The sequence below is a fragment of the Hydrogenophaga sp. genome (assembly GCF_028698005.1).
In the GTDB taxonomy this organism is placed as follows: domain Bacteria; phylum Pseudomonadota; class Gammaproteobacteria; order Burkholderiales; family Burkholderiaceae_C; genus Hydrogenophaga.
Map to the genome: position 1 here is coordinate 5,006 of NZ_JAQVEJ010000003.1, position 20,083 is coordinate 25,088.

The 20,083-nt window shown below is 68.6% G+C and carries 19 protein-coding genes; 8 read left to right on the forward strand and 11 right to left on the reverse strand.

All coding sequences use genetic code 11. The features are described 5' to 3' along the window. Nucleotides 1–4: 4 nt before the first annotated feature. Complete coding sequence (locus PHQ87_RS00610; RefSeq protein ID WP_300230147.1) at nt 5–703, reverse strand: glutathione S-transferase N-terminal domain-containing protein; 699 nt, start codon at nt 701–703, stop codon at nt 5–7. A gap of 127 nt (nt 704–830) precedes the next feature. On the opposite strand from PHQ87_RS00610, the gene PHQ87_RS00615 reads away from it, so the two are divergent. Together PHQ87_RS00615 and PHQ87_RS00620 are read left to right on the forward strand one after the other, a co-directional pair. Next, entirely contained in the window at nt 831–1,226 is a 396-nt protein-coding gene (locus PHQ87_RS00615) for a YchJ family metal-binding protein (protein WP_300230149.1), read from the forward strand. Continuing rightward, entirely contained in the window at nt 1,223–1,909 is a 687-nt protein-coding gene (locus PHQ87_RS00620; protein WP_300230151.1) for an HAD family phosphatase, read from the forward strand. Before PHQ87_RS00615 ends, PHQ87_RS00620 begins: the two co-directional genes overlap by 4 nt. On the opposite strand, the gene PHQ87_RS00625 is transcribed toward PHQ87_RS00620, so the two are convergent. From PHQ87_RS00625 to PHQ87_RS00665, 9 genes are all read right to left on the reverse strand, one after another. Next, nucleotides 1,896–3,338 (reverse strand): NAD-dependent succinate-semialdehyde dehydrogenase, encoded by a 1,443-nt coding sequence (locus PHQ87_RS00625; protein WP_300230153.1) that lies wholly within the window; start codon nt 3,336–3,338, stop codon nt 1,896–1,898. The genes PHQ87_RS00620 and PHQ87_RS00625 overlap by 14 nt on opposite strands. A gap of 10 nt (nt 3,339–3,348) precedes the next feature. Then, entirely contained in the window at nt 3,349–4,518 is a 1,170-nt protein-coding gene (locus PHQ87_RS00630; protein WP_300230155.1) for an aromatic ring-hydroxylating dioxygenase subunit alpha, read from the reverse strand. 27 nt (nt 4,519–4,545) lie between these two features. Continuing rightward, nucleotides 4,546–5,661: an ABC transporter substrate-binding protein gene (locus PHQ87_RS00635; RefSeq protein WP_300230157.1), complete on the reverse strand. Its 1,116-nt coding sequence runs from the start codon at nt 5,659–5,661 to the stop codon at nt 4,546–4,548. Nucleotides 5,662–5,726: 65 nt separating this feature from the next. Continuing rightward, complete coding sequence (locus PHQ87_RS00640; RefSeq protein ID WP_300230159.1) at nt 5,727–6,446, reverse strand: ABC transporter ATP-binding protein; 720 nt, start codon at nt 6,444–6,446, stop codon at nt 5,727–5,729. Then, complete coding sequence (locus tag PHQ87_RS00645) at nt 6,443–7,237, reverse strand: ABC transporter ATP-binding protein (protein ID WP_300230161.1); 795 nt, start codon at nt 7,235–7,237, stop codon at nt 6,443–6,445. Before PHQ87_RS00645 ends, PHQ87_RS00640 begins: the two co-directional genes overlap by 4 nt. Before the next feature lie 14 nt (nt 7,238–7,251). Continuing rightward, on the reverse strand, nt 7,252–9,252 hold the full coding sequence (locus tag PHQ87_RS00650; protein WP_300230163.1) for an ABC transporter permease: 2,001 nt from the start codon (nt 9,250–9,252) through the stop codon (nt 7,252–7,254). 4 nt (nt 9,253–9,256) lie between these two features. Then, nucleotides 9,257–9,928 carry a GntR family transcriptional regulator gene (locus PHQ87_RS00655; RefSeq protein ID WP_300230165.1) on the reverse strand — a complete coding sequence of 224 codons (672 nt, stop codon included), beginning with the start codon at nt 9,926–9,928 and terminating at the stop codon, nt 9,257–9,259. Then, entirely contained in the window at nt 9,918–11,522 is a 1,605-nt protein-coding gene (locus PHQ87_RS00660; protein ID WP_300230166.1) for a gamma-glutamyltransferase family protein, read from the reverse strand. Before PHQ87_RS00660 ends, PHQ87_RS00655 begins: the two co-directional genes overlap by 11 nt. A 208-nt stretch (nt 11,523–11,730) precedes the next feature. Further along, a complete protein-coding gene (locus tag PHQ87_RS00665) occupies nt 11,731–12,699 on the reverse strand; it encodes a bile acid:sodium symporter family protein (protein ID WP_300230168.1) in 969 nt (322 codons plus the stop codon). Nucleotides 12,700–12,786: 87 nt separating this feature from the next. Between PHQ87_RS00665 and PHQ87_RS00670 the strand changes: the two genes are divergently transcribed. Continuing rightward, nucleotides 12,787–13,650 carry a helix-turn-helix transcriptional regulator gene (locus PHQ87_RS00670; RefSeq protein WP_300230170.1) on the forward strand — a complete coding sequence of 288 codons (864 nt, stop codon included), beginning with the start codon at nt 12,787–12,789 and terminating at the stop codon, nt 13,648–13,650. Here the strand turns inward: PHQ87_RS00670 and PHQ87_RS00675 are convergent. Beyond that, nucleotides 13,587–14,684, reverse strand: coding sequence for an AraC family transcriptional regulator (locus tag PHQ87_RS00675; protein WP_300230172.1), 1,098 nt, complete (start codon nt 14,682–14,684; stop codon nt 13,587–13,589). The two genes, PHQ87_RS00670 and PHQ87_RS00675, sit on opposite strands and share 64 nt — an antisense overlap. Before the next feature lie 138 nt (nt 14,685–14,822). Between PHQ87_RS00675 and PHQ87_RS00680 the strand changes: the two genes are divergently transcribed. Genes PHQ87_RS00680 through PHQ87_RS00700 form a run of 5 tightly spaced genes read left to right on the forward strand, consistent with a single transcriptional unit; the run spans nt 14,823 to nt 20,076 of the window. After that, nucleotides 14,823–16,529 carry an AMP-binding protein gene (locus PHQ87_RS00680; protein ID WP_300230174.1) on the forward strand — a complete coding sequence of 569 codons (1,707 nt, stop codon included), beginning with the start codon at nt 14,823–14,825 and terminating at the stop codon, nt 16,527–16,529. A gap of 14 nt (nt 16,530–16,543) precedes the next feature. Beyond that, entirely contained in the window at nt 16,544–18,151 is a 1,608-nt protein-coding gene (locus PHQ87_RS00685) for a carboxyl transferase domain-containing protein (RefSeq protein ID WP_300230176.1), read from the forward strand. Between the two features lie 4 nt (nt 18,152–18,155). After that, nucleotides 18,156–18,665, forward strand: coding sequence for a DinB family protein (locus PHQ87_RS00690; RefSeq protein ID WP_300230178.1), 510 nt, complete (start codon nt 18,156–18,158; stop codon nt 18,663–18,665). Further along, the gene (locus PHQ87_RS00695) at nt 18,662–19,447 is read left to right on the forward strand and encodes an enoyl-CoA hydratase/isomerase family protein (RefSeq protein ID WP_300230181.1); all 786 of its coding nucleotides are present in this window, start codon (nt 18,662–18,664) and stop codon (nt 19,445–19,447) included. Before PHQ87_RS00690 ends, PHQ87_RS00695 begins: the two co-directional genes overlap by 4 nt. Nucleotides 19,448–19,452: 5 nt before the next feature. Next, nucleotides 19,453–20,076, forward strand: a complete 624-nt coding sequence (locus PHQ87_RS00700) for a DUF4126 domain-containing protein (protein ID WP_300230183.1) — start codon at nt 19,453–19,455, stop codon at nt 20,074–20,076. The last annotated feature ends 7 nt before the right edge of the window (nt 20,077–20,083 follow it).

The window sequence follows — 20,083 nt, forward strand, 5'->3', positions numbered from 1 at the left end:
GCGCTCAGCCGGGAATCGTCAGGCCGCGCTGCACGGCCGGGCGGGCGAGGAAGGCCTGCAGCACGCGGTCGACCTCGGGGAAGTCCTGGAAGCCGACCAGATCGCCGGCGCCGTAGAAGCCCACGAGGTTGCGCACCCAGGGGAAGGTGGCGATGTCGGCGATGGTGTAGTCGCTGCCCATGATCCAGTCCTTGCCCTTGAGATGGCGATCGAGCACACCCAGCAGGCGGCGCGACTCGGCGGCGTAGCGGTCGCGCGGCCGCTTGTCCTCGATGTCCTTGCCGGCGAACTTGTGGAAGAAACCGAGCTGACCGAACATCGGGCCGATCCCGCCCATCTGGAACATCACCCACTGGATGGTCTGGTAGCGCGCGGCCGGGTCGGCGGGCAGGAAGCGGCCGGTCTTCTCGGCCAGGTAGATCAGGATGGCACCGGACTCGAACAGCGGCAGGGGCTGGCCGCCCGGGCCGTCGGGGTCGAGGATGGCCGGGATCTTGTTGTTGGGGTTGAGCGAGAGGAACTCGGGCGAGAGCTGGGCATTGGTGTCGAAACCCACGCGGTGGGCCTCATAGGGCAGGCCCAGCTCCTCCAGCAGGATGGTGACCTTGACGCCGTTGGGGGTGGGCAGGCTGTACACCTGCAGGCGGTCGGGGTGCTGCGCAGGCCATTTGTGGGTGACGGGGAAACGGGACAGATCGGTCATGCAAGGTGCTCCACGGGAAGGGGAAAAGTCAGATCAAAGTCTGGTCGACAACGCGAGCCTGTGCGGCCGCTTCCTCCAACCGTACCACCGGCGGTCGCGACGTGCAGGGCCCGGCTAACATTGCCCCATGACGATGAATCCTTGTCCCTGCGGCCGGGTCGATGCCAGAGGCCGGCCGGTCTCCCTGGAGCGCTGCTGCGGGCCTTTTCTGGACGCCGGCGAACCGGCGCCCGATGCCGAGCGCCTGATGCGCTCGCGCTACAGCGCCTTTGTGCTGGGGCGCACCGACCACCTGCTGGCCACCTGGCACCCCGACACGCGTCCGGACCGGCTGACGCTGGAACCCGGCACGAAGTGGCTGGGGCTGACCGTCAAGAACTTTCAGGTGCAGGATGCCGACCACGCCACGGTGGCGTTCGTGGCGCGCTCGCGCGTGGGCGGCCGGGGAAACCGGTTGCATGAGACCAGCCGCTTCGTGCGCGAAGGCGGCCGCTGGTATTACGTCGATGGGGTGTTTGCATGAGGAGCGGGACGGTGTTCGAGGCGGTGCTGTTCGACTGCGATGGTGTCCTGGTGGACAGCGAGCCGATCACCAACGGCGTGCTTCGGGACATGCTCAACGAGGCCGGCTGGGCACTGACGCAGGCCGAGTGCGAGCACCACTTCATCGGGCGCGCGGTGCGCGACCAGCGCGCCCTGATCGAGCACCACACCGGTCGGCCGCTGACCGAGGCATGGATGCGCGCCTTCTATGCCCGGCGTGACGAACGTCTGCGTGCCGAGCTGCAACCCGTCCCCGGGGCGTTGCGGGCGGTGGTGGCCGCGCACGGCCATGCCGGCGGCCGCATTGCCTGCGCGTCCGGTGCCGACAAGGCCAAGGTGGTGATGCAGATCGGCATGGCCGGCATGGCGCCGTACTTCGGGGACCGCATCTTCAGCGGGCACGACCTGCCGCGCTCCAAGCCGCACCCGGACGTGTACCTCGCGGCCGCGGCGCACCTGGGTGTGGCGCCCTCGCGCTGTCTGGTGATCGAGGACACCGCCACCGGCGCCCAGGCGGGGCTGGCCGCCGGTGCGACGGTCTGGGGCTACTGCCCCGGCGGGCATGGGCGGGCCTTCGCGTCGCTGGACGTGGCCCGGGTTTTCCGCGACATGGGCGAGATCGCCGCCGCGCTGGCGGCCGGCGCCGGCCTCAGCGCGCCGTGACGGACACGACCTTGGTGTCGACGTAGGCTTCCAGGGCTTCCGGCCCGCCCTCGCTGCCGTAGCCGGAGTCGCGGATGCCGCCGAAGGGCAGCTCGGCCGATGGTGTCGCACCCTGGTTGATCCACAGCATGCCGGCGCGCACCTCGCGGCTGAGCCGGTGCACGTGGCTGAAGGACGAGGTGAACGCATAGGCCGCCAGTCCGTAGGGCAGACGGTTCGCTTCGGCCACGGCCTCGTCCAGTGTGTCGAAGGTCGAGATGCCGGCGATGGGACCGAAGGGTTCCTGGTTGAACAGCGCGGCCTCGCGCGGCACGTCGTCCACCAGCGTGGGCGCAAAGAAGTAGCCTGCCCCGTCCAGCCGGTCACCGCCGGTGAGGATGGTGGCGCCTTGCGCACGCGCATCGTCCACGAACTGTGCCATGGCGGCAACCCGGCGCGCATGGGCCAGGGGGCCGAGGGTGGTCTTCTCGTCCAGCCCGTTGCCCACGTTCAGGCCCTGCACGTGCGCCAGCAGCGCCTGGACGAAGTCCTGCTTGACCCGGCGGTGCACGAGCAGGCGGGTCGGCGAGATGCAGACCTGGCCGGCGTTGCGGAACTTGGCGGCGGCGATGGTGCTGGCGGCGTGCGTGACGTCGGCATCGTCCATGACGATGACCGGCGCATGGCCGCCCAACTCCATGGTGACGCGCTTCATGTGGCTGCCGGCCAGCGCCGCCAGCTGCTTGCCCACGGCCGTGGACCCGGTGAACGACACCTTGCGGATCACCGGATGGGGGATCAGGTAGGACGAGATCGCCTGCGGGTCGCCGAACACCAGGCCGACGGTGCCGGCGGGCACCCCCGCCCGCACAAAGGCGTCGATCAGCGCCGCGGCCGACGCCGGGGTCTCCTCGGCCGCCTTGACGAGGAACGAGCATCCCGTGGCCAGTGCCGCACAGAGCTTGCGCACGATCTGGTTGATCGGGAAGTTCCAGGGCGTGAACGCGGCCACGGGGCCGATCGGTTCCTTGGTGACCCATTGCTGCACGTTGGCGTTGCGGGACGGCACGATGCGGCCGTACAGCCGCAGGCCCTCCTCGGCGAACCACTCGATGATGGCCGCGGCCGCGGCCACCTCGCCCTGGGCCTCGCGCAGGGGCTTGCCCTGTTCGAGCGTGAGCCAGCGTGCGGTGCGCTCGGCGTCGGCGCGCAGCAGACCGGCGGCCTTGCGCATGATCGCACAGCGCTCATGGGGGCTCATGCGGCTCCACTGCGTGAAACCCTGCCAGGCGGCCTCCAGCGCGCGGTCGAGGTCGGCGGTGTCGGCATGCGCCACCTCGCCGATGATCTCGCCCGTGGCCGGATTGAGGACCTCGCGTGTGCGCCCGGAGGCGGCGTTGACCCACTCGTTGGCGATCAGCAGTTGGGTCGAAGGATAGTCATGGGACATGGTGTATGGCTCAGAACGGTTCGTTGTAGGCCGCGATGCCGATGCGCTGGCGCACCCATTCGCCCATGGTGTGGACGACGTCGTCGCGCGGCGACAGCAGGCCGGGTTTGAACAGCACGGAGCTTACGCCTTTTTGCTGTCGTTCGAGTATGCCGGCGTCCTCCCTGGCCACAGCTTCCCAGCGGGTGAAATACGGCTGGGCAAGTTCCTGGAAGTTCGGCATCTCGACGTATTCCTTGGGGAAACAGCCGCCCACGCTGAGCACCGAGCGTTCCGGTGACACCGGCCGCACGGCCAGCCACCACATGCAGTCCTGCGCGAACACGAACTGGATGGTCGGGTACAGCAGCGTGAAGTAGGTGCCTTTGCGGGCCTGTTCGTCCAGCCCCTCGATCTGCGGGAAGGGGGCCGGTGCCGACTTGTCGAGCACGGCCGTGGTCATGGTGGACTGCACCTGGATCGCGGCCCAGTTGTCTTCACCCTGGAAGGTGACGCTGGTCTGCGCGCCGACCGTGCGGGCATGCACGGTGGCCGTGTGGTAGGACTCCATGGCGTTCTCGAGCAGCATCTTCCAGTTGCAGGCCGCCTGGATCTCGACACCGAACACCCAGCGCATGTCCTCGACCCGGTGCGTGGCGAACAGATCGGGGAAGTTGCCCATGTGTGCCATGAGGCCCGGTGCGGATTCGTCGTAGTTGATGAACACGTTGCCGGCCCACTGCTCCATGCGGATCGGAATCAGCGATTCCTTGGCGTGATCGAAGTGGGGCACCTCCTCCATGCCGGGCGCACGCAGCAGGCTGCCGTCGAGGCCGAAGCTCCAGGCGTGGTAGGGGCACACCAGGCGCTGACGGCGTCCGGCACCCTCGGCCAGTTGCGCGCCACGGTGGCGGCAGTAGTTGGCGAAGGCATGCAACTCGCCGTGCTGGTCGCGCGTGAGCAGCACGGGCCCACCCACCGTGTCCACGGCGAGGTAGGTGTTGGGCTCGGCGACCTGATCGGCGCGACCGATGAAGATCCAGTTCTTCAGGTGGATATGGGCCATCTCGGCGTCGAAGATGGCCTGCGAGGTGTAGAAGCTGCCCGGGGCGCTGCGGGCTTCGCCCAGCGGCTTGCCGGTCCAGACATAGGGTTGCGGGGTCTGCGTGCAGTGGCCCTCGGATGTGGCGGCACAGGTCATGTCGTGGATGCTTTCTGTCGGAAGGATTTACTTGGCCAGTGTGAACTTGCCGTTCTGGACGGTGAAGAACAGCACGGACGCCTTGCGGTCGCCGGAGGGCTCGAACTGGACCTGGCCGGTGGCGCCGGGCAGGCCGCTGAGGGCGCCGAGCCGGGCATGCAGGCGGGCGCGGTCGATGCCCCCCTGGGTCTTGGCCGCGTCGATGGCGGCGGTCAGCGCCAGGCCGGCGTCGTAGCCCAGTGCGGCCCAGCTGTCCGGTTCGGTCTTGTACTTGGCCACGAAGGTCTTGACGAAGCTGGCGGCCACGGGCGAGGCCTCGGTCGAGGCGCCGGGGTCGAAGGTGCCATACAGGGTCATGCCTTCGGCGGCGCCGTTGCTCAGCGCCATCAGCTGGGGCGAGAGCGAGCCGTCGTTGGCCAGCATGCGCGCGTTGATGCGCATCGCCTTGGCCTGGGCGACCAGGCTGGCCGCCTCGGTGTAGAAGCCCGCGATGAAGATGCCTTCGGGCTTCTTGCTCTTGACGCGGGTGAGCAGGGTGCGGAAGTCCTTGGTGCCGAGCATGTAGGGATCGTTGCCCATCAGCTTGCCACCCGCGGCCTCGAAGGCCGCCTTGAAGGCCTGCTGCACGCCGATGCCGTAATCGTCCTGCTGGTACAGCAGGTAGATGTTCTTGAGGCCCAGCGTCTTGGCCACGTATTCGCCCATCAGCTTGCCCTGGGTGGCATCGGTGAGCGCCACGCGGCGGAAGTAGGGGCTGGTGCCCGACAGTTGCGGGCTCGTCACGGCGGTGCCGATCACGGGCAGCTTGCACTTGTCCAGGATGGGCATGGCGGCCAGCGCGACCGAGCTGAAGGTGTAGCCGACCACGGCCGACATGTTCTTGTCGGCGCAGAAGCGGTTGGCGGCCATCACGGCGTCACCCGGGTTGCCATGGTCGTCGACCACGGTGACCTCCACCTGGGGCCCTTTTTGGGCGTTGTAGGCCTCGATGGCCAGATCAAAGCCCTGCTTGCCGGTGACCCCGTAGGAGGCGAAGTCGCCGGTCAGCGTGCCGGTGAAGGCCACGGTGACCTTCTCCTGCGCCGAGGCGCCCAGCGATGCACCCAGGAGGGCGGCGGCGAGAAGCGAAGCAGATGTGCGCATGTGTGATTCCTTGGGAACGCGGGATGAAAAAAAACGAAGGGAAAAAAGCGGGAAGGCGAAAGGGGTCAACCGAGGTAGAAGGTCTTGAGCACGTCCTCGGTCACGTCGGCGCCGGGCATGCTGGCGACGATCTCGCCCACGCGCAGCGCGTAGACGGTGTCGGCCATGCGGATGGCTTCGACGGTGTTCTGCTCGACCAGCAGGATGGGAATCTGCTGGCTGCGGATCCTGACCAGGGTCTCCAGCACGAGGCCGATCATCTTGGGCGACAGGCCCATGGTCGGCTCGTCCAGGATCAGCAGGCGGGGGTTGCTCATCAGCGCGCGCGCGATGGCCAGCATCTGCTGCTCGCCGCCCGACATCGTGCCGGCCGGCTGCGTGCGCCGCTCGGCCAGAATGGGGAACAGCTCGAACATCTCCTCCATGCGGCGGCGCACGGCGGGCTTGTCGCTGTGGCCGTAGGCGCCCAGGCGCAGGTTTTCGACGATGCTCAGCGGACCGAACACGTGGCGGCCTTCGGGCACGTGGGCCAGGCCCAGGCCCACCCGTGTGTGCACGGGCAGGCGGGTGATGTCCTGGCCGCCGAACTCGACACGGCCCGACTGCAGTGGCAACACGCCCGAGATCGCGCGCAGCAGCGTGGTCTTGCCGGCGCCGTTGCTGCCGATCAGCGAGACGATCTGGTGTGCGCCGACGGTCAGGCTCGCGCCCTTGACGGCCTTGACTTCGCCGTAGGCGACGCTCATCTGCTCGACACGCAGCAGTTCGTAAGGATGCGTACTCATTGCATTTTTCCCAGGTAGGCGTCCTGCACGCGCGGATCGGACAGGACATCGGTCGCGCTGCCTTCGGTCAGCTTGCGTCCCTGATGCATCACCGTGACGCGTTCGGCCAGGCTGCGGATCACGTCCATGTCGTGCTCGATCATGAGCACCGCCACGCCCTGGCGGCGGATGACGCGGATCAGTTCGCTGACCTCGGCCTTCTCGCTGACGTTCATGCCGGCCAGGGGCTCATCCAGCACCAGCACGGCGGGCTCGGACATGAGCGCGCGCGCGATCTCCACGCGTCGCTGGTTGCCGTATGAAAGCGACTGGGCCGGCTGGCCGACGGTGGCGTCGGGCAGGCCGACGAAGCGGATCAGTTCGCGCGCGCGCTCCTCCTGGCGCTGCTCTTCGGCGCGGGCGGTGGCGCAGCGCCACAGCAGCGCGGGCAGCGAGCCGCGGAACAGCTTGTGGGCGCCGACGAGCACCGTCTCGAGCACGGTCATGCCGCCGAACAGGCGGATGTTCTGGAAGGTGCGCGCCAGGCCGGCCTGCGCCATCTGGTGCGATGTCCAGCGGTCCCGGGTGACGTTGCCGATCCAGACCTGGCCCCGGGTGGGTGGCTGGAAGCCCGAGAGGGCATTGACGGCCGTGGTCTTGCCGGCGCCATTGGGACCGATGATGGCGTGGATGCTGTGACCCATGACGTCGAGGTCCAGGGCATCGACGGCGGTCAGGCCGCCGAAGACGACGCCCAGTCCGCGCGCCTTCAGGGCGATGTCCGGCATGGCGGTGGTTGGCAGGGTGTTCATGGTGGTTCAGGTCCTCATCCCATCGTCAGTCGGCTGCGCGCCTTGCCCGCCAGACCGTCGGGGCGGTACAGCACCAGTGCGATCAGCAGGATGCCCAGCAGGGCGAAGCGCAGTTCGGGGAACTCGGTGACCAGCGGGATGTGCATCGACAACTGCAGGAACAGCAGCCAGACCGCGGCACCCAGGAAGGGGCCGGCCAGCGTGCCCAGGCCACCGAGCACGACCAGCAGCAGGATCAGGATGTTTTCGAACAGCGTGAAGTTGGCCGGGCTGATGTAGCGCATGAAGTGGGCGAAGAACACGCCGACCACGCCACCGACGAAGCCCGAGCAGGCGTAGGCCATGAGCTTGTAGCGCGTGCCCGAGATGCCCATGGCCTCGGCCGCTTCTTCGTTCTCGCGCAGGGCCACCCAGGCGCGGCCCACATAGGAGCGTGTGAGCCGGCTCACGAACAGGACGATGATCACGGCCAGCGCCAGGGCGAAGAAGTACTGCGAGCGCGGGGTGTCGAGCACCCAGCCGAACAGCTGGGGCGAGGGAATGCCGCGCAGGCCCATCGGTCCGTTGGTGAAGCCGACCCAGTTGGTGGCGACGATGCGGATGATCTCGCCGAAGCCCAGCGTCATGATGGCCAGGTAGTCACCGCGCACGCGCAGCGTGGGATAGCCGATCAGCATCGCGGCCAGTCCGGCGACCAGGCCGCCAGCCAGCAGGTTCACGTACAGCAGCCACCACCAGGCCGACGGATCCAGGCCCCAGGCCTGCTGGATGATGTCGATGAACAGGATGGAGGTGAAGTACGCGCCGATGGCCCAGAAGGCAACGAAGCCCAGGTCCAGGAGGCCGGCGAAGCCCACCACCACGTTCAGGCCCGTGGCCAGCAGGCCATAGATCAGCACCATCACGAAGATGCCGAGCCAGTAGTCCGACGGCACCGCCAGGCCCAGCACCACGGCCGCGGCCAGGACGATCAGCTTGGCGTTGGGCTTTTGCAGCCAGGCCGCGGTGAACAGGCGGTCGATCCCGGCCAGCACGGCGGCCATCGTCCGGCCCGGCCGCACACCGCGACCCGAGGTCAGGCTGCCGGGGGCGGCGCTGTTCATTTCCTTCTTGCCCAGCAGGCCTTGCGGGCGGAACACGAGCAGCAGGATCAGCAGCACGAAGCTCACCACGTCCTGGTACACGGCCCCTTCGGGCAGGTAGCCGGCGGCCAGTGATTCGATCAGACCCAGCAGCAGACCGCCGAGGGCGGCGCCGGGCACGCTGCCGATACCACCCAGCACGGCCGCCGTCAGCGCCTTCAGGCCGGGCAGGAAACCCATGGTGGCGCTGGTGAACTGGAAGGTCTGCGCATAGAGCAGGCCGGCCAGCGCGGCCAGGGCCGAGCCGATCATGAACGCGGCGCCGACCACCCGGTTGACCGGCACGCCGACCAGCGAAGCGGCCATGGGATCGACGGCGGCGGCGCGCATGGCACCACCGAGCACGGTGCGGTGCACGAACAGGTGCACGCCCACCATGGCCAGGACGGCGGCCAGCATGACCACCCATTCCGTGCCTTCGATCACCAGGTCGGGGCCGAGGGCGATGGCCGGCACGTGCTCGAAGGGCTGGCCCGGGAAGAGCTGCGAACCCGGTCCCCAGGCGGCCTGCGCGAGGCTCTGCAGCACCACCGACACGGCGATCGAGGTGATCAGCGGTGCCAGGCGGGGTGCGCTGCGCAGCGGCTTGTACGCGATCCGGTCGATCAGGCCGCCGAGCGCCGCCACCATGGCCATGGCCAGCGCGGCGGCGGTGCCGAAGCCCATGCCGGGCATGGCCATGGCATGGCCGAACAGCGTGACCTGGTCCATCATCAGCGTGGCGGTCAGGAAGGCGCCGAGCATGAACAGTTCGCCAAAGGCGAAGTTCACCATCTTCACCACCCCGTAGACCAGGGTGTAGGCCACGGCCGCCAGGGCATAGATGGCGCCCATGAGCAGGCCGTTGAGCACGAGTTGTTCGAAGTAGGCCATGGCGTCACACCTCCCGGATCAGGCTGCCGGCGAACGGCGGGATCGTGGACAGCACATGCGAGCGCAGGACCTGTTCCGTGGTCGCGCGGTCGCCATGGCGCAGCGCCACCATGATGTGCTCGTGGCAGTTTCTCGATTGCATGGAGTTGACCTCGCGCGAAACCCAATCGCGCATGTACGGTTCGATGACGGTGTGCAGCACGGCGATCTGGCGGCTGACGCGCGGCATGCCGGCCAGATCGGTGAGGTATTCGTGGAACGCGCGGTGGCGGGTGACCCAGGTCTGGTGCTCCAGGTTCGCCTCTTCCATGCGGTCCAGCAGCCGCTCCAGGTCGCGCATCTGCGACGGCGTCATGCGGGTGGCGGCAACGCCGGCCGCCAGCCCTTCAAGCACCGCGCGCATCTCGAACACTTCCCGGATGTCCTGCTCGCCGAGCGAGGAGACGATGGCGCCGCGGTTGGCGCGCAGCATGATCACGCCGTCGCTGGCCAGCCGGCGGAAAGCCTCGCGCACCGGCATGCGGCTCATCGACAGTTCGGCCGCGATGTCGTCGGCCACCAGCCGCTGCCCGGCGCCGTAGACGCCGCTGCGGATGCGGGCATCGATGAAGGCGTAGGCCTCCTGCACCGCCGACAGCTGGTGCTCGCCGGCCATCCGCTGGAGTTCAGTATCCAAGCGCACAGCCGTCCTTCCGGTGGTCGGAGGCGCCGGTCAGCGTGCCGCCCTCCCAGTCGATCTCGATCGCCTGCGCGCCGCCGATGGCCCAGTCGGGCGGCACCATCTCATAGCCGCGGGCGCGCAACGCGTCCACGGTGGCCGCCGGTAGCGTGGCTTCATGCTCCACCGTCCAGCCACCGGGCTTGGCGAACACGCGGGGCAGGTCCATGGCCGACTGCATGTCCATGCCATCCTTGAGCACGCGCGAGAGGAACCACGCGTGGCCCATGGCCTGGTAATGGCCACCCATGACGCCGAAGCTGTAGCGCACGCGCCCGTCGCGCGTGACCATGCCCGGAATGATGGTGTGCATGGGCCGCTTGCCGGGACCGATGGCGTTCGGGTGTCCCTCGGTGAGGTTGAAGCTCTGGCCACGGTTGTGCAGCAGCACACCGGTGGCCGGCGACACGCGGCCGCTGCCGAACGGGTGGAACACCGAATTGATGAAACTGGCGCAGTTGCGGTCCTTGTCGACCACGGTGATGTAGACGGTGTCGCTGTGCGGGGGCGGCACGAAGGCCGGGATGGTCTTGTTGACCACGCCATCGAGGAGCTGGGCGCGCAACTGGCCGATGAGCTCGTCCGACAGCAGCCAGTCGGCACTGGCGCTGTGGCCGGCCGGATCACCGAGCACGGCGTCGCGCACGGAATACGCGAGGCGGCAGATCTCCAGTTCACGGAACAGGCGCTCGGCATCGAGCGGGTCGGTGCCGGCCGGCATGTCCTCGAGCAGCCGCAGCATCATCAGCGCGATCACGCCCTGGCCGCCGGGCGGGCACTCGTGCACGCGGTGGCCGGCGAACGTGGTGCTGACGGGTTCGACATAGTTGCCCTGGCAGGCGGCGAAGTCATCGAGGGTGTGCAGGCCGCCGAGCGAGCGCAGGTAGTCCACGATGTCCTGCGCGACCGGTCCGCGGTAGAAGGCGTCGCGGCCACCGGCCGCAATGGCCCGGAAGGTCTGCGCCAGGGCCGGCTGGCGGTGCACGCTGCCGATGGCGGGTGCCTGGCCATCGATCAGAAGGTGGCGGCGCGCGTTCTCGTCGGCCGCCAGCAGGGCGGTCTGCCGTGCCCAGTCGGTGCCGGCGCGCTCGGCCACCACGTAACCCTGCTCGGCCAGGGCAATGGCCGGCGCGAGCACCTCGGCCAGTGGCAGGGCGCCGTGATCGCGCAGCAACTGGCACCAGGCGTCCACCGCACCGGGTACGGTGATGGCGTGCGGCGACGAGCGCCCGATGCTGTCCACGCCGGCCGCCCGCAGCGCCGACACCGACGCGGCCTGCGGTGCGCGGCCCGAACCGTCGAAGGCGAGGATGCGGTCGCTTCCACCGGGGGCATACAGCGCGAAGCAGTCGCCGCCGATGCCGGTCGAGCCCGGTTCGACGACGCACTGCACGGCGCAGGCCGCCACGGCCGCGTCCATGGCGGTGCCGCCTTTTTGCAGCGTCTGGATGGCAGCCAGCGTGGCGGCGGCGTGCGAGGTCGCGGCCATGCCCTGGGTGGAGCGGGCCATCGAGCGCCCGGGCTGTTCGAAGTCGCGTGTCTGTCTTGCCATGGTTTTCTTCATCAATGGATCCAAAAATCTTTGGATGAAGAAAAGCAATGCCCATGCCAGGTTGGCACGGGCATGGCGCCGACAGGAAATGGAAGCAAAAGGTTTGCGCTTCTGATTCAGGAGCGCAGGCTTCGCCTCTTGTCAGTGCATGGGCGCCCAACATGGGGCGCACCGGCCGCTGGTGGTGCGGCCCCGGTCGGGGCCGGACTCAGTCGGCCGGCCTGGCCGCGAAGCGCTTCGAGAGCACGGCACACACCAGCAGCTGGATCTGGTGGAACACCATGATGGGCAACAGCACGGCGCCCATGGCCGAGCCGGCAAACAGCACCTGCGCCATGGGCACGCCGGTGGCCAGGCTCTTCTTGGAGCCGGCAAACAGCAGCGTGATGCGGTCTTCCAGCGAAAAACCCAGGCGCCTGCCCAATCGCCAGGTCAACTGCAGCACGATGAACAGCAGGCCCGCGCACGCGGCCGCCAGCAGCAGGAGCTGCGCCAGGGGCAACTTTGACCACAGGCCGTCCACCACCGCCTTGCTGAACGCGGTGTACACCACCAGGTAGATGGACCACTGGTCCACATGCTTGAGCCACGACTTGTTGCGGTCGACCCAGGCGCCGATCCAGGGGCGTGCGATCTGGCCGAGCACGAAGGGCAGCAGCAGTTGCAGCATGATCTTGAGCACCGCGTCGCCCATCGACAGGCCATGGCCGGCCTGGCCGAGCAGCAGCACCACCAGCAGCGGCGTGACGAACACGCCCAGCAGGCTGGAGGTGGCGGCGGCGCAGATCGCGGCAGGCACGTTGCCGCGCGCCACCGAGGTGAAGGCGATGGCCGACTGCACCGTCGAGGGCAGGGCGCTCATATAGAGCAGGCCACGGTACAGGTCCGGGCCCACCAGGGGCAGCAGCACCGGTTTGAGCAGCACGGCCAGCAAGGGGAACAGCAGGAAGGTGCAGGCGAACACCAGCGAGTGCAGCCGCCAGTGGCCCAGGCCGGCGATCACGGACTGCAGGGGCAGCTTGGCACCGTGCAGGAAGAACAGCAGCGCGATCGCCGCATTGGTGAGCGTGGCGGCGTGCCCGGCATAGACCCCGCGCACCGGCAGGACGCTGGCGGCCACGATGAGCGCCAGCAGGATGAGCATGAAATTGTCGGGCAGGAAGCGGGGGCGGGCCATGGGAAAGGGTGAACGATGCGTGGTGCGGCCAGGCCGCGAAGGCAGGCACTGTAGTACGCTGCGGATTTTCCTGCTAACGCTATTTGCATGCCGAATATCGCGAATACGCCAAGCCGGGCGGAAGACCGGCCGCCCCGGACCGCCCGCCGCCCGGTCCCGGCGCTGGGCGCACTGCCACGGCCCGTGTACGCGCGCGCCGAGCAGATGCGCCGGCGTGCGCGCACCGTGGCGCATGCGCATCCGTGGGTGCAGTTTTCCTACGCCAGCGCGGGCGTGCTGCAGGTGCGCACCGCACAGGGCCTGTTCATCGCGCCGCCGCAGTGGGCGATCCTGATCCCGCCGCAGGTGGTGCACACGGTGGCCAACGCGCCGCACACCGAGATCCGCAGCCTGTACATCGACACGCCCGCGCTGGAGATGGCCGGCACCGAATGCCGGGTGATCGGGGTTTCGCCCCTGCTGCGCGAGATGATCCGCCGCTTCGCCGACATGCCCGTGCAGTACGACGAACGTGGCGCGCACGGCCGTTTCGTGCAGGTGATGCTGGACCAGATCCATGCCGCGCCGCGTGCCGACCTGCAGTTGCCCTGGCCGGCGGATGCCGGGTTGCAGGGGCTGTGCCAGCAGGTGGTGGACCATCCCGACGAGCCGGCGTCGATGCAGGATTGGGCGCAACGGCTCGGCGTGTCGGTGCGCACCCTGGGGCGCATGTTCCAGCGGCAGACGCAGCTGAGCTTTCGCCAGTGGTACCAGCGGGCGCGCCTGATGGCGGCGCTGCCGCTGCTGCAGGCCGGCCAGAGCGTGACCGAGGTCGGGCTTGGGTGCGGTTACGACTCCACCTCGGCCTTCATCGCCGCGTTCCGGCGCCTGTTCGGCGCCACACCGGGTCAGTTGCTGCCGGCGACCGCGCCGTCGTCGCGGCCGGTGGCCGGCACCGGGTCCGCGTGCTGACCGGCACGCGCCGGGCCGGCGCGCCGAACATCACCGGGGGCAAGGCCCGTCCAGCCCCTGAACGCGCGGATGAAGCTTTTCTCGTTGCGAAAGCCGGCGGCGAGCGCGACCTGCTTGATGGGACGCTGGCTGCGCTGCAGCAGCTCGATGGCGCGTTCGCGCCGGGCCTCGTCCTTGAGGGCCTGCAGCGACGTGCCTTCGGCGGCCAGTTGCCGTTGCAGCGTGCGGGGCGAGAGTGACAGCGCGGCGGCCAGCGATTCCGTGCCATGGGCCGGGTCGTGGCGCAGCAACTGGCCCACACGCAGGGCCAGCAGGCGGTCGCGCCGGTAGGGCAGCACCATGATCGGCAGGGCGCGCCGCAGCATCTGCGCCAGTGCCGCGTCGTCGCGGCGCAAGGGCAGGTCCAGGTAGGCCACGTCAAAACGCAGGGCGGCGCGCGGCGGTTCGCCGAAGCGCACCGGGCCCGGGAACAGGGGTCCGTACACGTCGGCATGCGGCGGACGCGGCACCGGAAATTCCGCCGCGCGCAGCGGGATGTGCGAGTCCACCAGCCAGCACGAGAGCCCGTGCACATTGCGCAGCAGCGAGATCAGCGCGAACTCGCGCAGCGGCCCCATGTCGCGCTGCTCGTGCACGGTGACGCTGGCCGTGCCGTTGGCGTCACCGCGTTCGTCCAGCGTCAGCACCACGTCTCGCGTGAGCAGGCCGTGGTGCCGGCACCAGCGCCGCAGGGCGACACGCAGGTTCGGCGCGCTGATGGAGGCGCGCGCCAGCATGCCGTAGCTGCCCCAGGGCAGCGGGCGGGAGAACCAGCCCAGCGCCTCGTCGTCGAGTTCCTGCATGGCCGCGGCGCACAGGCGCTCGAACTGCAGCGACGATACGCGCGCGGGCCAGCGTCCCTGCGCATCTGGCGCAATCTGTGCTTTCTCGAGCGCATCTGCGGCATCCATGCCGCGCCGCGTGTAGGCCGTCATCACGCTCTGAACGAAGGCGAACGGCGTCCGCGCGGCCGGGGAACTGGTTCGTGGAGGCATCGCCGGGAGATTTTGGGGGTTGGTGGCGTATTTTGCAACCTTGCTGACGCCTTGCGTGGCGGTGGGGCGGGTATCCTGCCTGTTCGGCAATGCGCTGGAACGCTACATTGCCAAGGCGTTTCCGAGGAGACATCACGCATGGCGACCTTTACCGACAGTTATGCCCGTGGCGACACGAACCTGCCGCTGATCGATCAACCCATCGGCGCATTTTTCGATGACATGGTCGAGCGCTTCCCCGAGCGCGAGGCGCTGGTGGTGCTGCATCAGCAGCGCCGCTACACCTACCGGCAGTTGCAGACCGAGAGCAACCGGCTGGCCAGTGCCTTGCTGGGCCTGGGGCTGAAAGCGGGCGACCGCATCGGTATCTGGTCGCACAACAACGCCGAATGGGTGCTGATGCAGATGGCCACGGCCAAGGCCGGTCTGGTGCTGGTCAACATCAACCCGGCCTACCGCGTGTCCGAGGTCGAATACGCCCTCAACAAGGTGGGATGCCGGGCGCTGGTGACCATGCCGCGCTTCAAGACGAGCGACTACATCGGCATGCTGCGTGAACTGGCGCCCGAGCTGGCGCAGGCCGCGCCGGGTGAGTGGCGTGCCGAGCGGCTGCCGCAACTGCGGCACCTGATCTGGATCGACGTCGAGGGCCAGGGCGAGGACGAGGCCGGCTTCATGCGCTTTTCCGACCTGATGAAGACGGGCGACCCGGCCGATGCGCAACTGGCGTCGGTGGCGCGGCTGCTGACGGCGCGCGACCCCATCAACATCCAGTTCACCAGCGGCACCACGGGCTTCCCCAAGGGTGCCACGCTGACGCACCGCAACATTCTGAACAATGGCTTTTTCATCGGCGAGGCCATGAAGCTGACCGAGCAGGACAGGCTGTGCATTCCCGTGCCGCTGTACCACTGCTTCGGCATGGTGCTGGGCAACCTGGCCTGCCTCACGCACGGCGCCTGCATCGTCTATCCCAACGACGCCTTCGAGCCGCTGTCGGTGCTGCAGGCCGTGCAGGCCGAGCGCTGCACCGGCCTGCACGGCGTGCCCACGATGTTCATCGCCGAGCTGGATCACCCGCGCTTCCAGGCGTTCGACCTGTCCACGCTGCGCACCGGCATCATGGCCGGCTCGCCGTGCCCGATCGAGGTGATGAAGCGCGTGCAGTCCGAGATGCACATGCAGGAGGTCACCATTGCCTACGGCATGACCGAGACCAGCCCCGTGAGCTGCCAGAGCCGCACCGACACGCCGCTGGACAAGCGCGTCTCGACCGTCGGTCAGGTGCAGCCGCACCTGGAGGTCAAGATCATCGACCCCGACAGTGGCCAGACCGTGCCGGTGGGCGAGCGTGGCGAGCTGTGCACGCGCGGCTATTCCGTGATGCAGGGCTACTGGGATGACCCGGCGCGCACCGCCGAGGCCATCGACGCCGAGGGCTGGATGCACACCGGCGACCTGGCGACCATGGATGACGAGGGCTACGTCAACATCGTCGGCCGCATCAAGGACATGGTGATCCGCGGCGGCGAGAATGTCTACCCGCGCGAGATCGAGGAGTTCCTTTATCGCCACCCCAAGGTGCAGGACGTGCAGGTGGTGGGCGTGCCCGACCCGAAGTACGGCGAGGAGCTGTGCGCCTGGGTCATCGCCAAGCCCGGCCAGGCGCTGACGGACGAGGACATCCGCGCCTTCTGCAAGGGCCAGATCGCCCACTACAAGGTGCCGCGCTACATCAAGTTCGTTGACGCCTTTCCCATGACCGTGACCGGCAAGATCCAGAAGTTCAGGATTCGCGAGGCGATGAAGGAAGAACTGGGCCTGGCCGAAGCCAAGACCGCCTGACCTACCGACACGCCATGACCATTCTCGACACCCGGCTCAATGCCCGTTCCGCCGATTTCCAGGCCAATGCGGCCGCCATGCGCGCGCTGGTCGATGATCTGAAGGCACAGATCGACCAGGCGGCCCAGGGCGGCGGCGAGGCGGCACGCGCCAAGCACACCGCGCGCGGCAAGCTGCTGCCGCGCGAGCGCGTGCAGATGCTGCTCGATCCGGGCACGCCCTTTCTGGAGCTGGCACCGCTGGCCGCGCACGGCATGTACCACGGTGCCGCGCCCTGCGCCGGCATCGTCGCCGGCATCGGCCGCGTCAGCGGTGTGGACTGCATGATCGTCTGCAACGACGCCACGGTGAAGGGCGGCACCTACTACCCGCTGACGGTGAAGAAGCACCTGCGCGCGCAGGAAGTGGCGCAGCAGAACCGCCTGCCCTGCATCTACCTCGTGGACTCGGGCGGCGCCAACCTGCCCAACCAGGACGAGGTCTTCCCCGATCGTGACCACTTCGGCCGCATCTTCTACAACCAGGCCAACATGAGCGCGCAGGGCATCGCGCAGATCGCCGTGGTCATGGGCTCGTGCACCGCCGGCGGCGCCTACGTGCCGGCCATGAGCGACGAGACCATCATCGTCAAGAACCAGGGCACCATCTTCCTGGGCGGCCCGCCGCTGGTGAAGGCAGCCACCGGCGAGGTGGTCAGTGCCGAGGACCTGGGCGGCGGCGACGTCCACACGCGCCTCTCGGGCGTGGCCGACCACCTGGCGCAGAACGACCTGCACGCCATCGCGCTGGCGCGCCAGGCGGTGAGGAACCTGAACGCCCGCAAGGAACCACCGATCGCCACGGTCGATCCGGTGGCGCCGCTGTACCCGGCCGAGGAGCTCTACGGCGTGATCCCGACCGACACGCGCAAGCCCTTCGACGTGCGCGAGATCATCGCCCGCATCGTTGACGGCTCCGAGTTCGACGAGTTCAAGGCGCGCTTCGGCACCACGCTGGTGTGCGGCTTCGCGCGCATCGAGGGCATGCCGGTGGGCATCATCGCCAACAACGGCATCCTGTTCAGCGAGTCGGCACTCAAGGGCGCGCACTTCATCGAGCTGTGCTGCCAGCGCAAGACGCCGCTGGTGTTCCTGCAGAACATCACCGGTTTCATGGTCGGCCGCAAGTACGAGAACGAAGGCATTGCGCGCAATGGGGCCAAGATGGTGACGGCCGTGGCCACGGCCCAGGTGCCCAAGTTCACCGTCATCATCGGTGGCAGCTTCGGTGCCGGCAACTACGGCATGTGCGGCCGCGCCTATTCGCCGCGCTTCCTCTGGATGTGGCCGAACGCGCGCATCAGCGTGATGGGCGGCGAGCAGGCCGCCAGCGTGCTGGCCACCGTCAAGCGCGATGGCATCGAGGCCAGGGGCGGTAGCTGGAGCGCCGAGGAGGAGGCTGCCTTCAAGGCGCCGATCAAGGAGCAGTACGAGGTGCAGGGGCACCCCTACTACGCCACCGCGCGCCTGTGGGACGACGGCGTCATCGACCCGGCCGACACGCGCCGCGTGCTGGCGCTGGGCCTGAGCGCCGCGCTGAACGCGCCCATTCCCGAGACCAAGTTCGGCCTGTTCCGGATGTGATGGCATGGACGCGCGCACCCACTTCCTGCAACTGGCCCGTTACAACGTCTGGGCCACACAGCGCCTGCTCGATGCCGTGGCAGCGGTGTCCGACGCCGACTACCGCCAGGACGTGGGGCTGTTCTTCGGGAGCATCCACGGCACGCTGAACCACCTGCTGGTGGGCGAGCACATGCTCTGGTATCCGCGGTTTGCCAGCGGCACATCGCCCACGGTGGCGCTGAACGCCGAGGTCGAACCCGACCGCGGACGGCTCGCGCAGGCGCTCAGGGGTGGCGCGGCCAACTGGCTGCCGCTGATCGCGTCCTGGCCCGGCGAGCGCTTCGATGGCGCGCTGGGCTATACCAACATGCGTGGCCAGGCGGTGCGCCTGCCTTTCGCGGCCACGCTGGCCCATGTGTTCAACCACGGTACCCACCACCGCGGCCAGGTCACCGCCGCGCTCACCGCGCTCGGCCACACCAGCCCGGAACTGGATCTGGTCTACCTGCTGCAAGAGGAATCCAAGGCATGAGCTCCGCACTGACCCTGACGGTCCACGACCGCATCGCCCGCATCACGCTTACCCGCCCCGAGGTGCGCAACGCCTTCAACGACGAGGTGATCCAGCAACTCAAGGCCACGTTTGCATCGGTCGGTGCGCGGGACGACGTGCGCGCCGTGGTGCTGGCTGCCGAAGGTCCGGCCTTTTGCGCCGGTGCCGACCTGAACTGGATGCGCCGCATGGCCGACTACACCCGCGCGGAGAATCTGGCCGATGCCGGCGAACTCGCGGCCATGCTGCGGACCATCTACGAGTGCCCCAAGCCCACGATCGCGCGCGTGCAGGGCGACGTGTACGCGGGCGGCACGGGTCTGGTGGCCGCATGCGACGTGGTGGTCAGCCTGGAGACGGCGGCCTACTGCCTGAGCGAGGTCAGGCTGGGGCTCATCCCCGCCACCATCAGCCCGTACGTGATCCGCGCCATGGGCGCACGCGCGGCGCACCGCTACTTCCTGACCGCCGAACGCTTCAGCGCCGCCGAGGCGCAGCGCATCGGCTTCGTGCACGAACTGGCGGCGACGACCGAGGAGCTCGATGTCAAGGTGGACGGCTTCGTCAAGGCCTTCCTGGCCGCCAGCCCGAACGCGCTGCGGGCGTGCAAGCGGCTGGTGCAGGACGTGGCCGAGCGCGAGATCGGCGCGGCGCTGATCGCCTCGACGGTCGAAGGCATTGCCGACATCCGCGCCACTGATGAAGGCCGCGAGGGCGTGCAGTCCTTCCTGCAAAAGCGCAAGCCCTCCTGGCTCGCCTGATCCCCATGGACCAGGCCCTGCAAGCCCTCGACATGCCCGGCCTGCTGGCGCTGGCGGCGGCGCTGGGCTGGGCCAGCGGTTTCCGTCTCTACGCGGTGGTGTTCCTCGTGGGCGCCCTGGGGGCCGTCGGCGGGATCGAGCTGCCGCAGGGCCTGGCGCTGCTGCAGCACCCGGCCGTGCTGGCCACCAGTGGCGCGCTGCTGTTCGTCGAGTTCTTCGCCGACAAGATCCCGGGGCTGGATTCGCTCTGGGACATCGTCAACAGCGTGATCCGCGTGCCGGCCGGCGCGGCGCTGGCCGCCGGCGTGTTCGGCGCCGACAACGCCACCATGGCCCTGGTCGCCGCGCTGATGGGCGGCACGCTGGCCGCCACCAGCCAGGCGGCCAAGACCAGCACGCGCGCGGCCATCAACGCCTCGCCGGAGCCGTTCTCCAACGTCGGCATGAGCCTGGCCGAGGACGGCATGGTCGTGGCGGCGGTGTGGCTGGCCACGACCCACCCCTTGCTGTTCGGTGTGCTGCTGGTCTTCGTGGTGATCCTGATGTGGATCGTCACCTGGTTCCTGTTCAAGTTCCTGCGCGCCGCCCTGCGTCGTCTGCGCGCCTTCCTTTCGTCTGCCCCTGTCTAGAGCCTGC